Origin of the sequence: Actinomadura rubteroloni (genome assembly GCF_002911665.1) — a bacterium.
GTDB classification, from domain to species: Bacteria; Actinomycetota; Actinomycetes; order Streptosporangiales; family Streptosporangiaceae; genus Spirillospora; species Spirillospora rubteroloni.
The window spans coordinates 83925-97477 of record NZ_MTBP01000002.1; the positions used below are offsets into that span (position 1 = coordinate 83925).

Annotated in this window: 9 protein-coding genes; 5 read left to right on the forward strand and 4 right to left on the reverse strand. The window is 69.0% G+C overall.

All coding sequences use genetic code 11. The annotated features are described in order from the left end of the window. Positions 1 to 227: 227 nt before the first annotated feature. The gene (locus BTM25_RS11785) at positions 228 to 779 is read right to left on the reverse strand and encodes an AAA family ATPase (RefSeq protein ID WP_205648087.1); all 552 of its coding nucleotides are present in this window, start codon (positions 777 to 779) and stop codon (positions 228 to 230) included. Between the two features lie 548 nt (positions 780 to 1327). Continuing rightward, positions 1328 to 3991 carry a DEAD/DEAH box helicase gene (locus BTM25_RS11790; protein ID WP_103562962.1) on the reverse strand — a complete coding sequence of 888 codons (2664 nt, stop codon included), beginning with the start codon at positions 3989 to 3991 and terminating at the stop codon, positions 1328 to 1330. Positions 3992 to 4111: 120 nt separating this feature from the next. Here BTM25_RS11790 and BTM25_RS11795 point away from each other — a divergent pair, with 120 nt between their 5' ends. After that, a complete protein-coding gene (locus BTM25_RS11795; RefSeq protein WP_103562963.1) occupies positions 4112 to 7096 on the forward strand; it encodes a DEAD/DEAH box helicase in 2985 nt (994 codons plus the stop codon). 288 nt (positions 7097 to 7384) lie between these two features. Here BTM25_RS11795 and BTM25_RS11800 read toward each other — a convergent pair whose 3' ends face one another. Then, positions 7385 to 9052, reverse strand: coding sequence for an NAD(P)/FAD-dependent oxidoreductase (locus BTM25_RS11800; RefSeq protein WP_103562964.1), 1668 nt, complete (start codon positions 9050 to 9052; stop codon positions 7385 to 7387). Positions 9053 to 9252: 200 nt separating this feature from the next. Here BTM25_RS11800 and BTM25_RS11805 point away from each other — a divergent pair, with 200 nt between their 5' ends. Then, positions 9253 to 9876, forward strand: coding sequence for a TetR/AcrR family transcriptional regulator (locus BTM25_RS11805; protein ID WP_168212103.1), 624 nt, complete (start codon positions 9253 to 9255; stop codon positions 9874 to 9876). On the opposite strand, the gene BTM25_RS11810 is transcribed toward BTM25_RS11805, so the two are convergent. Further along, positions 9873 to 10064 carry a hypothetical protein gene (locus BTM25_RS11810; RefSeq protein ID WP_103562966.1) on the reverse strand — a complete coding sequence of 64 codons (192 nt, stop codon included), beginning with the start codon at positions 10062 to 10064 and terminating at the stop codon, positions 9873 to 9875. The two genes, BTM25_RS11805 and BTM25_RS11810, sit on opposite strands and share 4 nt — an antisense overlap. Positions 10065 to 10271: 207 nt before the next feature. On the opposite strand from BTM25_RS11810, the gene BTM25_RS11815 reads away from it, so the two are divergent. From BTM25_RS11815 to BTM25_RS11825, 3 genes are all read left to right on the forward strand, one after another. After that, on the forward strand, positions 10272 to 11825 hold the full coding sequence (locus tag BTM25_RS11815) for an acyl-CoA carboxylase subunit beta (protein WP_103562967.1): 1554 nt from the start codon (positions 10272 to 10274) through the stop codon (positions 11823 to 11825). Continuing rightward, on the forward strand, positions 11822 to 11995 hold the full coding sequence (locus BTM25_RS11820; RefSeq protein WP_168212104.1) for an acyl-CoA carboxylase epsilon subunit: 174 nt from the start codon (positions 11822 to 11824) through the stop codon (positions 11993 to 11995). The genes BTM25_RS11815 and BTM25_RS11820 overlap by 4 nt, the downstream gene beginning before the upstream one ends. Positions 11996 to 12076: 81 nt before the next feature. After that, complete coding sequence (locus BTM25_RS11825) at positions 12077 to 13552, forward strand: FAD-dependent monooxygenase (RefSeq protein ID WP_103562969.1); 1476 nt, start codon at positions 12077 to 12079, stop codon at positions 13550 to 13552. Position 13553 lies beyond the last annotated feature (1 nt).

Here is a 13553-nt window from a genome sequence, read left to right on the forward strand (position 1 = left end):
GCCTCTCGGGAGCCGAACGGGGAGCCACTCACATCAGACCTACGCGGACTTGCTCACACCGAACACGGCGTTCATCGCCTCAGCACCCTTGGTGATGAGCCGGAACGCGCGCCGCACGTTCGCCGCGTCGAGCGGCGTACCGGTCGGCGGGCAGAACACGAGGCCGTTGCCCTGCCGGGCGTCGCCCGCCTTGAGCCGGTAGGCGGCCTGGCGCGGGTGGTACTTCCTCAGCAGGGGGCGGCACGCCGCCCGGCCCAGCCTGTGGCGGCCACCACCTCGCGCGCGATGTCCGCGACAGGCCGTCCGTCCGTCACCACCCGAACGGTCCCCGCGCATGCCCGCTGGTCCAGAAGCCGCGCCTTGCGCGCGCTGCCCTTCAGCTCCTGCTCCAGTTCCGAGCCGATTTCCCGGCCGACCAGCCGCTCACGGGCAGTGGCGTCGGAAGCGGTGAGCAAGACCCGCGTAATGCGCACCTCCGCCGCCATCGCACGCTCGAACATGCCGGTCGCTTCAGGCAGCACACTCACAGTGTTCGTGTAGATCAGACGGCGGTAGCCGCGCCGGGCGAAGTTCTGCCACACGGCCGTCAGATTGCTCTCGGTGATCTCCGAACGGTGGGGGTCACCCTCCGGCGCCGGATGCACCTGCCCCATGAAGTCACCCTCAATGACCGCATGCGACACCGCCGCGGCGCGCAGCAACGCCGAAACCTCCCACCCCACCGTCGTCTTGCCGACTCCGGCTCGCCCCCCGATGAGCAGCACTTCCGCGAAATCCATGAACGCAGCGTGCCAGCCGGCGACCCCTCCACGCGATCCGATACCGACCCGTCCCCGTGATGAGCAAGATCCCTATCTACAGCTGGAGTGCGGGAGCCAAACACGGAGCCAGCGAGGGGCGACGGATGCGGGCGACGGGTTCGACGAGTGGGCTGGTGAGGGACTCCCCGGTCGGCTTGATCGACCTTGATCGACTGGCCCGAGGTCACTGGGAGCCCGGGCAGGTCGTGCACGCCGACATGGGCGCACGACCGTTGCCCGCCCAGACGACTTGTGACCGCTCGGATCATGAAGCGTCTCGGTCGTCGTTGTCGACAAGCGGATCTGCCAGCCCCAGCTAATAAGGCATCGTGCGCTCGACAGATTTGCGCGGCCGACCCGGAAGATCGACGCCATCACGCTGGTCGGCTCTATTAGTTCGAACGGCACGACGACGACACCGAGAACCTCCGGCACACCGACGGAGAGCTGCCCTGTCCAGCGAGCGGCGACGATCCGGTCGCAGCCGACGGACGCACGACGGTCGGGCGCTCACCGGCCGAACACAATCAGACGGCTTCCTCACCTTCAGGCAAGTTCGCAGCGTCCTGAGAGAACAGTCGCTCGCGCTCGGCGGCGATCACCTCGCGGGCGAGCTCGGCCTCGGAGACGTCGAAAGCCTCGGGTGCGCTGTCCGCGGTCTCGCTGACGCGCGCGAAGTTCTCGAACAGCTCCCGCTTACGAGCCAGGATCTTCGTGACACGGAGATCGGCTCCTTCCTCCGAAAGGAGCCGGTGGACCTGCACCGATTCGAGCTGTCCCATCCGGTGCGCACGCGCGACGGCCTGCCATTCGGTGGTCGGTTTGAGCTGGGGCTCGCAGATGACGACCACCGAGGCCGCCTGGATGTTCAGGCCGACTCCTCCAGCCACGATCTGCGAGACCAACACAGCGCCGTCTCCGGCGGCGGAGAACTGATCGACCATCGTCTGCCTCGCCGCGGCCGGTACCGAGCCGGTCAGGGGCCCGAACACGTCCCGGGGCAGCGCCCGGACCACGTGATCGAGCACCTCGCGGAAGTGCGAGAAGACAACCACCCGGCGCCCATTGTCCTCCGCCTCCTCGACGATCTCGACGAGCCGCCGGACTTTCTCGGACTTCGCTCCCTGGAGCATCGCGGCCTGGCGCATCGCCATGAAGTTCCCCGCTGCGACGGCGTTCCGATAAGCAGCGGAGTCCTCGCGCGACAGCGGAAGCCACTCCTCGACCTCGACGAGTTCCGGCAGCTCCGTCAGCACGTCCTCCTGGTTGCGCCGCAGGTATGCGGGCGCCACCTGCCTGCGGAAGCGTCGAGGTGAGAATTCGTCGGCATCCACGATCAGATCGGGGCGCAGGTAGCTCACAAGGTTGCGGAATTCGTCGATGCGGTTCTCCAGTGGGGTACCGGTGAGCAGGATCGACCGCTCCGCGGCGTCCAGGAGCTGCCTCGTCCGGCGGGTTCGGAGCGCGGTCGGGTTCTTGATGTAGTGAGCCTCGTCCACGACCGCGCAGGCCAGGCCGTCCACTGCGCGCGCATGGTTTTCGAACCAGCCGAGAGTCTCGAAGGTGGTGACGGCGACTCCGCCGCTGCGGACCCAGTTGCGCGCCGCGGCCTCGCGTCCCGGGCCGTGCACGCGGTGCGGACGGAGGGAGGACTTGGAAGAGATCTCGCGGACCCAGTTGGTCACCACGGCCGCCGGGCACACCACCACCGAGTAATGGCCTCCGTTGGCGCGCAGATGAGCGAGAACGGCCAGAGCCTCAACGGTCTTGCCCAAGCCCATCTCGTCGCCGATGATCACATTGCGCTGAGCGAGCGCGAAGCGTGCGCCGAAGCTCTGGTAGCCGCGCAGCGACGCCGACAGGTACTCGGTGTCGAGCTGGAGCCGCCGGACCGCTTCGATGATGTCATCGGGGAGGTCCCCATGGGTCTTCTGCTCGTCTTCGGTCAAGAAGCCCAGCTCGGACAGCATGGCGAAGTAGTCGGCGGGCCGGCCGAGGAAGTCGTCCCAGGGATCGGCGGAGGCCGCAGTCCCGCTCGTGCCGTCGATGCTCCGGGCACGACGGCGGACCGCCTCGACGGCCTTCCCGAGCTCCGCGACCTGCGCGCCGACCGCGAACACGATGAGGTGGCTAACGTCCCGGTGGAGCACGCGCGCGAGCGGCGCCAGCGCGCCGGCGAGCGTCAAGTCGGTCGTAGCGCCCTTTGTCTTGCGCATGGCGTCCCATGCCCCAAGGCGTCGAAGCAGCTCGGTGGTCTCGTCGGTGCGCTGCTTGATATCGATGCGGACCGGCATCTCGTCATACGTCATCTGCCACAACGTCTGAGCCGCGCCACGCATCCGCGTGGCGGTCGTAGCACCGACGCCTGGCAGATATTCGAGGCGGGCCCCGTAGTCCAGGACGGCCTGAACGGTGGTGATGCCCGCATCGGCCAGGGGACCGATGCGGAGCCTGTCACGGGTGGCGTCCTTGAGCCGCTCTACCGGCATCTCCACGAGCATCCGCTGGACCTCGCGACTCCGCACGGCCTCGCCGGCGGACACGGCGGCGGCCCGGTAGCGGGCCTCGTCCCGGAGGGCTTTCTCGATCGTCCCGATCGAGGCCGGAAGGTCGGTGACGGCCGCACTGGAAATGACTTCCGGCGCATCCCCCAGATCAGCGATCCGCTTCCTGAATCCGACCCAGTCGCCGAGCGCATCTGCGACGCCGACGTCGAACGTCCTGCCGTCGTGAAGGCTCAGGCGATCCAGGAGCTGCGGGACGCCGGAAGAAACACCCCAGGTGCGGAAGTCGAGGACGAAACTCGCGGCGGCCTGTCCGGCATCGCGTTTCGCCCGGCCGCTGAAGAAACGCCGCGCGCCGGCCACCGACTTGGTGTCGTGCAACGCCCCGGCCACCTGCGTGGTCAGATGCCGCAACGTACGGTCCTCGGCCGGTGCGAGCGAAGGCTGGTGCACTCGCTCGGCGACCCGTCCCAAGAGTTGGCCGTCGCCGGTCCGCAACGGCATCACGGCCCAGTCGACCGCCTCATCCCGCCGGAGAGCGACGACGGCACGGCGCAGCGACTCGATGGCATCGTCGGCCGCCCTGGCGATCTCGTCGCGGTGCGCCAGCACGGTGCGTGCCTGCCCGACCCAGCCGGCGACCTCGTCGGTGATACTGCGGAGTTGCTGTCGTTCGTGTCGCTCCATGGACCTGACCATCGGTCGGATTTGCTGCAAAGATTAACCCCTGGCACCGACGCCGGGGCCGGGAACCGACATGTCGGGTTCCGCACCGGCGATGGCGGGCTGCGGACTGGGAGGTCGTCAGTGCTGCTCGAGGAACTCAAACCGGGCCTCCGCATCGAAGGGCTCATCCCGGCGGAGGCCCTCACGATCATCGCCGTGCAGCGCCACGGCACCGACGCCCTCGAGTTGACCTACAAGACGACGACGGGCTCTCTCGGGCAGCAGGTCGTCTTCCGCAAGGACGAAAGCAGACTTCGCATCGCGCGGTCCGGCGGCCGCCCTTTCGACGCCCCCGCTTCGGAATTCAAACTCGCGGCGGAGGCCCAGCGCATAACCTTGGCAGGCCTGTTCGACCCGATGATCGCGGTCGCAACCAGTGACGTTCGGCCGCTGCCGCACCAGATTCGAGCGGTCTACGGTGAGCTGCTGCCGCGCACACCACTGCGGTTCCTTCTCGCCGACGACCCTGGCGCGGGAAAGACGATCATGGCCGGACTTTACGTCAAGGAACTGATCCTGCGTGAGGACGTGAAACGATGCCTGGTCGTCGCACCGGGCGGGCTGGTCGAGCAGTGGCAGGACGAGCTGTTCTTCAAGTTCGGTCTCCGGTTCGACCTGCTGACCAACCAGCTCATCGAGGCCAAGGCCAACCTCAACGTCTTCGAGACCAATCCCCTGCTGATCGCGCGGATGGACCAGCTTTCCCGCAACGAGCGGCTACAAGCCCAACTCGGGGAGTCCGAGTGGGATCTGGTTATCGTCGACGAGGCGCACCGCATGGGCGCCCACTACTTTGGCGGCAAGCTCGAGAAGACCAAGCGGTTCCAGCTCGGCGAGTCGCTCGGTCGCATCACCCGCCACCTCCTGCTCATGACCGCGACTCCGCATCCGGGCAAGGAGGAGGACTTCCAACTCTTCCTCACGCTGCTCGACAAGGACAGATTCGAGGGCAGGAGTAAGACCACTGCCGACACCAGCGGAATCATGCGTCGGATGATCAAAGAGGATTTGCTCACGTTCGAAGGCAGGAAGCTGTTCCCCGAGCGGATCGCCGAGACCGTCCCCTACAAGCTGACCAGGCTGGAGTACGACCTTTACGAGCAGGTCACCGCCTACGTTCGCGAGGGCATGAACCGGGCCGAGCGGATCGGCGGGAAGCGAAGGAACACCGTCGGCTTCGCGCTGACGGTCCTCCAGCGACGTCTCGCCTCCAGCCCGGAAGCCATCTACAAGAGTCTCGTCCGCCGATCGAAGCGGCTGGAGCAAAAGAGACACGAGATCCTCGCCGGTACCTACAGGGAGGCCGAGCCGCCCATCGACCTGGAAGGCCTGGACACCGACGACTTCAGTGCCGAAGAGATCGAGAAGGTCGAAGACGAACTGCTCGACGCCGCCACGGTCGCGCAGACGGTCGATGAATTCGACGCCGAGCTGCGCGAACTAACCGAGTTGGTTCGGGTCGCAGAGCAGGTCCGCAATCTCGGCACCGACCGAAAGTGGACCGAACTATCAGCGATCCTCCGGGACAACGCACTCACGCGGGACGCGAACGACAGTCCCCGAAAGCTCATCATCTTCACCGAACATCGCGACACCCTTGCATACCTGACCGCGCGCATCGGTTCACTGACCGGTCGGCCCGACGCCGTCAAGGCGATACACGGCGGTGTACACCGCAGCGAGCGGCGCCAGATCACCGAAGAGTTCACGAACAACCCCGAATGCCAGTTCCTCGTCGCCACTGATGCCGCCGGCGAGGGGCTGAACCTTCAGGCCGCCCATCTCATGGTCAATTACGACCTGCCCTGGAACCCCAACCGCATCGAGCAGCGCTTCGGCCGCATCCACCGCATCGGTCAACAAGAGATCTGCCGCCTGTGGAACCTTGTCGCCTCCAACACCCGCGAAGGCGAGGTCTTCACCCGGCTGCTGCTCAAGATCGAGGAGCAGCGCAAGGCGTACGGCGGCAAGGTGTTCGACGTCCTCGGCGAGGCGTTCACCGGTACCCCCCTTCGTGCCCTTCTCATGGACGCCATCCAGTACGGCGAGCGCCCCGACGTGAAAGCCAGGATGCACCGGGTGATCGACCAATCGGTCGGCGACGGCCTCAAAGATCTGCTCGACGAACGAGCGCTGGTGTCCGATCACTTCACCGAGGCCGACTTCGCCGCACTGGATGCCTCCATGCGCAACGCCCACACCCGCAGACTCCAGCCTCACTACATCGAAGCGGCCTTCAAGGCGGCTTTCACCCGGCTCGGAGGTCGCATCGTCCAACGCGAACGGAGGCACTACGAGATCACCAATGTTCCCGCTCACATCCGGGCAGGGAAGCGAGCCCCCATCGCCGCGCGCTACGGCCGGGTCACCTTCGATCTCTCCTCCGTCCCCGCCGACGGTCCGGCACACGCGGATGTCCTCGCCCTCGGGCACCCGCTCCACGACGCGGTCATGGACGAAACACTCAGGCGGTTCGGCGGCGCGCTCAACGCCGGCACCGTCCTGCTGTCACCGGAACTGGCAGAACCGCACCTTCTCGTCGGCATGATCGAAAATGTGGCCGATGCGACCGGCGCGTCCATCGCCCGGCGCTTCGGCTATGCCTACATCGACAGCAACGGCACGGTCACCCCCGCCGAGTCCGCACCGCATCTCGTACTTGACGCAGCCCCCGACACTCCAGAAGTAAGCGCGGCGAAGAATCTGCCGTGGCTGGCGGACGCCGAGGACAGAGCCACGAGCTGGATCATCTCGCACCGGCAGCCCGAGTACCTCGCCGCGGTCCGGTCCCGGCGGTCGACCGAGCTCGCCAGAACCCGCCAGCTCGTCACCGAGCGACTCGCGACCGAACGCGACCGGCTGCTCACCGATGCCGCTCTCGCCGGCAGAAAGGAACGTCTCGGCGATAAACCGAGGGAGTCATCCGACAGTCTTCGTGGCAAGGCCATCGAGCTCGACCACCGGCTCCGCAAGCGCCTGGAGTTGCTCGACCAGCAGGCATCGATGTTCGCCAAGCCGCCACTGATCGTGACAGCAGCCCTCGTTCTGCCGACGGCACAGGAATGATCGGACCGGCACCGATCGGGCGGGCAGGAGCCCGGGAGGCGTAGGCCGGGGCGGCGGTTGAGACGACGGATACGCGGCTGCTCCGGGGTTCGGGGATTCGGTGGACCGGGAGGGGCGTCCGGGACAGGGCCCACGTCATCGGCTCTCCGATGTTGCGATTGCTGATCTTCACGGACTCGCGGGTCGGGACCGCCGAAACCCCGGAGTACTTCGCCTCCCTTTCAGCCCGGGCTTGGGCGGTGCGCTGGGCCGCCCGGGGGTTGGCGGGCGGCCCTGGCGGGCGGCGGGTCAGAAGAGTTTGCGGCCCTTCAGGCGGGCCTTGACGACCTCGCGGCCGTTGACGGCGATCATGTCGTAGGTGTCGGGGTCGCCGTGCTTGCGGGCCCAGTTGAGCATGCGCAGGAACTTCACCGGGTCGGGGTGGAGGAACTGGACGTCGCGCTCCACGAAGCCGAAGTGCTTCGGGACGAACGGCGCGGCCTGGAGGCGGTCGTAGAGGAGGTCCGCCGCCTCGCGGGGTGTCGTGGCGCCGGCTTCCACGGCCTCGCACTGCTTGACCATCGTCTCGTACAGTTCGGCGAAGCCGTCGTGGTCGGGCCAGTAGAGGCCGGGGTAGGCGGCCTTCTCCAGGTCGAGAAGGTGTTGTTCGCGGCCGTCCGCGCGGTATTTGCTGAGCGCGCGCTGGAGGCGCAGGACGCCCGAGTTCGCGCCCGTCGTCCACATGCGGAAGACGGCCGACCACAGGTCGTAGTCGGTCCAGGAGATGAAGGCCGAGTTCACCAGCGAGTCGTTGTAGTCGAACAGGCCCTGCTGGAGCTTGTCGACGTAGCCGAACCGGTCGGCGGAGAAGTCGCCGTCCTTGACGGCCCGCAGGAGACGCCACGCGATGACGTTGACGGCCTCGGTGGTGTTCGACAGGCCGCGCGAGAACAGCGGGTCGAGGAAGCCGGCCGCGTGGGACAGCAGCAGCCACCGGTCGCCGACGGTCGTGCTGGACGAGTACTGGAGCCGTCCCGTCGACGTCCACTCCCGGACGGGCTTCATGCCCTCGAACTGCCGGGCGATGTCGGGGAACCGTCCCGCCAGCTCGTAGAAGTCCTCCTCGGGCGAGAGGTTGTCGGGCTTCGGGTAGTAGCGCGGGTCGACGGTCATCCCGACGCTGCACAGCGGGTTGCGCGACACCTTGTTGTTGTCGAACCCGATGACCCACGCCCAGCCGCGCTCGAACATGTGGTGGACGGTCCCCTGGTACCACGGGACGGGCGGGGTGAGCCGGCGCGGGTGGTCGAACAGGTCGTCGGTCGGCGTGACGTTCAGCGAGTGGTTCCAGATCGACCGCGAGTGGTGCTTGAAGCGGCACGGGTCCTCGCGCAGGCCGTACTTCTGGGCGACCGGGGAGCGGAACCCGCTCGCGTCCACGAGGTAGCGGCCCCGGTACTCGCCGTCGCGCCCGGCGACCGACACCCCCGAGTCGTCGACGTCGATGTCGGTGACCAGGAAGTTCTGCCGCGCGACGCAGCCGCGGGCGATCGCGATGTTGAACAGGAACGAGTCGGTGTCCTGCCGGAACAGGTGGGCCGCCTCGTGCAGGAGCTGCTTCGGCGTGTTGAACTGGTTGGCCTCCCTCGGGTCCTGCGCCTGGTCCTCGTGGTGGAGCAGGAATCCGAAGTGGCGCTTCACGCCGAAACGCGGGCCGATGGCCCGGGTATTGCCGGTGAACGTCGCGAGCGTCGCGATCTCGGGGACGTCGTAACGTTCGGCGAGCGTGCGAATGGAGACCAGGGTGTAGGGGATCGTGGATTCGCCGATCGCGAACCGGGGATGCGATGCGGCATCGAGCAGGAGCACCTTGGCCCCGTGCCGCGCCAGAATCGTCCCGAGGAGGGATCCGGCGATTCCCGAACCCAGAATGATGACGTCGTAGGTGATCTTTTCGGAAGGGTGAGCCACGGCCATGCGGACCTCCGCCGTTTCGCCTGTAAAGCCATCTTTTCTACACGGCGGCGGACGAGACAAGGCATTGAATGCAAGATCTGCGGACACTTCCACAGAGCCGCGTGGGCCCCATGTCAGGCGAAGGTGAAATTCCCTTCTCAGCGGCCTGCGACGGGCCTCGCCGGGCACCGTGTAGACTCCCAGACGGAAGGAGATTCCGGATGTCTGTGGCCGACGAGCGCCAGCCCAAGCGCCAGCGGGCGGACGCCGAGCGCAACCGTGCGAAGATCCTCGCGACGGCGCGCCGGCTGTTCAGCACGCGCGGCGAGGCCGTCAACATGGACGAGGTCGCGCGCCGTGCGGGCGTCGGCGTCGGCACCCTGTACCGGCACTTCCCGACCAAGGAGGCGCTGGTCCGCGCCACCGCGCAGCAGCGGTTCGCCGACATCGTGGCGTACTACCGCGCGCAGTGCCGCGACACCGCCGATCCCCTGGCCGCGATGACCGAGCTGCTGCGCCACATCGGCGAGGTGGAGAGCCGTGACCTGGTGTTCTCCCGCGTGGTGGAGAGCACGCTCGGCTCCGACACCGGGCCGCCGGACGAGTTCCGCACCGCCTTCGAGGCCGAGTTGATGGAGCTGGTGGACCGGGGCCAGGCCGCCGGGCGGATCCGGGAGGACATCGCCGGCGCCGACCTGCTGTCGGTCACCTGCGGCCTCGCCGCGGTCGTCCACCGGGGCAGCGGCGACTGGCGCCGCTACATCGACATCGTCGTCGCCGGGCTGAGCACGACCGGCGGCTGGCCGGCCGCGCCCGCCGGCCGGGACGACGCCGCCGCCCGCTAGGTCCGCCGCGCCGCCCGGTCCTCCGCCGCCGCGCGCAGGGCGAGCAACTCTTCGATGTCGTAAAGGGCGCGTCCCGGCGTCCCGTGCCGTGTCAGCTTGCCTCTGCTCGCCCATTTCCTGATGGTTGCCTCCGTAACGTTCGCGGCGAGTGCCGCCAGCTTTGTCGGGACGAACCGTGTTTCCGGCATGTGAACTTCCTGTTGAGAGAAACTGAACCGCTGCGGGCAGACGAAAGGGGGGTCAGGAACCGTCGAAAGGAGTTTGACACGATTCCCGGCGGTGTGTCACACTTTCGACAGCGGCGGAGCCATGCCCGAACGGCCGTGCGGGTCCCACTCTATGATCCCGGCCCCATCCTCCCGCCGAGAAGTTCCTGATTCCTACAGGAGTCACTCGTGCCCACAACTGCTGACGTTATCTCCGAACTGATCGACCGTAAGTCGGCCGCACGCCAGAGTTCCGATTCCGAAGCCACCAGAAGACAGCACGGTAAAGGAAAGCTCACCGCCTACGAACGGATCGAGCTGCTCCTGGACAAGGGTTCCTTCACCGAGATCGAGGCCCTGCGACGGCACCGCGCCACGGGCTTCGGCATGGAGCGCCGCCGGCCCGACTCCGACGGGGTCGTGACCGGCTGGGGCACCGTGCTCGGCCGCACCGTCTTCGTCTACGCGCACGACTTCCGCGTGTTCGGCGGGGCGCTCGGCGAGGCGCACGCCCAGAAGATCCACAAGCTGATGGACCTGGCCATCGCGGCCGGCGCGCCGCTGGTGAGCCTCAACGACGGCGCGGGCGCCCGCATCCAGGAGGGCGTCACGGCGCTCGCGGGGTACGGCGGGATCTTCCGCCGCAACACGCGGGCGTCCGGCGTGATCCCGCAGATCAGCGTGATGCTCGGCCCGTGCGCGGGCGGCGCCGCGTACTCGCCGGCGCTGACCGACTTCGTGTTCATGGTGCGGGGCACCGCGCAGATGTTCATCACCGGCCCCGACGTGGTGCGGGCGGTGACCGGCGAGGACGTCACCCACGACGAGCTGGGCGGCGCGGAGGTCCACGGGTCGAAGTCCGGCGTCTCGCACTTCGTGTACGACGACGAGGAGGCGTGCCTCCAGGACGTCCGCTACCTGCTGTCGCTGCTGCCCGACAACAACCGGCAGCTCCCGCCGACCGTGCCGAGCGCGGACGCGCCCGACCGCGAGACGCCGGTGCTCGCCGAGATCGTCCCGGACGAGCCCACGCGCTCCTACGACGTCCGCGAGGTCGTCGCGGAGATCGTGGACGACGGCGAGCACCTGGAGGTCCACGCGGACTGGGCGGCGAGCGTCGTCTGCACGCTCGCGCGGCTCGACGGCCACACGGTCGGGATCGTGGCGAACCAGCCCGCGCGGCTCGCGGGCGTGCTCGACATCGTCTCCAGCGAGAAGGCGGCGCGGTTCGTGCAGTTCTGCGACGCGTTCAACATCCCGATCGTCAGCCTGGTGGACGTGCCGGGCTTCCTCCCGGGCGTCCGGCAGGAGCACGACGGGATCATCCGGCACGGCGCGAAACTGCTGTACGCGTACTGCAACGCGACCGTCCCGCGCGTCCAGGTCATCATGCGCAAGGCCTACGGCGGGGCGTACATCGTCATGGACTCCCGGTCCATCGGCGCCGACCTGTCGTTCGCGTGGCCGTCCAACGAGATCGCGGTGATGGGCGCCGAGGGCGCGGCCGAGATCGTCTTCCGCCGGGACATCGCGGCGGCCGACGACCCGGCGGCCGTGCGCGCCGCGCGCATCGCCGAGTACAGGGCCGAGCTGATGCACCCGTTCCACGCCGCCGAGCGCGGCCTGGTGGACGACGTCATCGAGCCGGGCCAGACCCGGGCCGTCCTGTGCCGGGCGCTCGCGACGCTGCGCTCCAAGCACGCCGACGCGCCGGCCCGCAAGCACGGGAATCCCCCGCTGTGACCGGGCTGCGCATCGTCCGGGGCGACCCGACGCCGGTGGAGCTGGCCGCGCTCGTCGCCGTCCTCGCGGCGGCCGAGCAGGCCCCGCCGCCCGCGACGGCCCTCCACCGCCCCCCACCGCTCCCGCCCGTGTACGTCCCGCCCCGGAGCTGGCGCGCCGGGACGCGCTGACACCGCCCGCGCAAGGCCGGACCGACCCGCTCGGTCCGGCCTTGCGCGTTCCCGAAACCCTTTCGCGACAAGGAGGCGTCGATGGACGCACCGGTCATCGTGGTCGGCGCGGGTCCCACCGGGCTCGTGCTGGCCGCCGAGCTGCGGCTCGGCGGCGTGGACGTGATCGTGCTGGAACGGCTGCCCGAGCGCTCCACCCGCTCGCGCGGCCTCGGCTACACCGCCCGGGTGGTGGAGATGTTCGACCAGCGCGGGCTGCTCCCCCGGTTCGGTTCGATCGAGACGAGCGCGCGCGGCCACTTCGGCGGCATCCCGCTCGACTACAGCGTGCTGGAGGACTGCCACTTCGGCGCGCGCGGCATCCCGCAGACGCAGGTCGAGCAGGTCCTGGAGGCGTGGGCCGTCGAGGCGGGCGCCGACATCCGGCGCGGCACCGAGGTGGTGGGCCTGCGCGACGACGGCGGCACCGTCGAGGTCACCGCCGACACCCCGCAGGGCCGGACGGTCCTGCGCGCCCGCTACGTCGTCGGCTGCGACGGCGGCCGGAGCACCGTCCGCAACCTGGCCGACTTCGACGCCACCGGCTCGGACGCGACGATGGAGATGTACCTCGCCGACGTCGTGGGCGCGGGCGTCCGCGCCCGGCAGATCGGCGAGCGCCTCCCCGGCGGCATGGTCATGTCGGCGCCGCTCGGCGACGGCGTGGACCGCATCATCGTGTGCGAGCACGGGACGCCGCCCGCGCGCGGCGACCGCAGCCCGTCCTTCGACGAGGTCGCCGACGCGTGGAAGCGGCTCACCGGCGAGTCGCTGCACACGGCGACGGCCACCTGGGTCAGCGCGTTCGGCGACGCGACGCGGCAGGTCACGCGGTACCGGAAGGGGAACGTGCTGCTGGCGGGCGACGCCGCGCACACGCACCTCCCGGCGGGCGGCCAGGGCCTGAGCGTCAGCGCCCAGGACGCGTTCAACCTCGGCTGGAAGCTCGCGGCCGTCGCGGCGGGACGCGCGCCGGACGAGCTGCTCGACACCTACCACGACGAGCGGCACCCCGTCGGGACGCGGCTGCTCGCCAACACGCGCGCCCAGGGCCTCATCTACCTCGGCGGCAGCGAGGTGGAGCCGCTGCGGGCGGTGTTCGAGGAGCTGATGCGGATCCCGGACGTCGCCCGTCATCTGGCCGGCATGGTCAGCGGGCTGGACATCCGCTACGACGTCGGCGCGGGCGACCACCCGCTCCTCGGACGCCGGATCCCGCCGCGCAAGCTCACCACGCCCGACGGGCTCCTCACGACGGCCGAGGTGCTGCACGACGCGACGGCCGTCCTGCTCGACCTCGCCGACGACGCCGCGCTGCGCGCCGAGGCCGCGCCCTGGACCGGCGGACGGCTCCGGATCGTCACCGCGGCCCCGCACGACCTCGCCCCCGGCGACCCGCTCGCGTCCGGCGACGCCCTGCTCGTCCGGCCGGACGGCTACGTCGCCTGGACCGGCGCCGACCCGATCCCGCTGAGCAGCGCGCTGGACCGCTGGCTCGGACGACCCACAGAGAAATAGG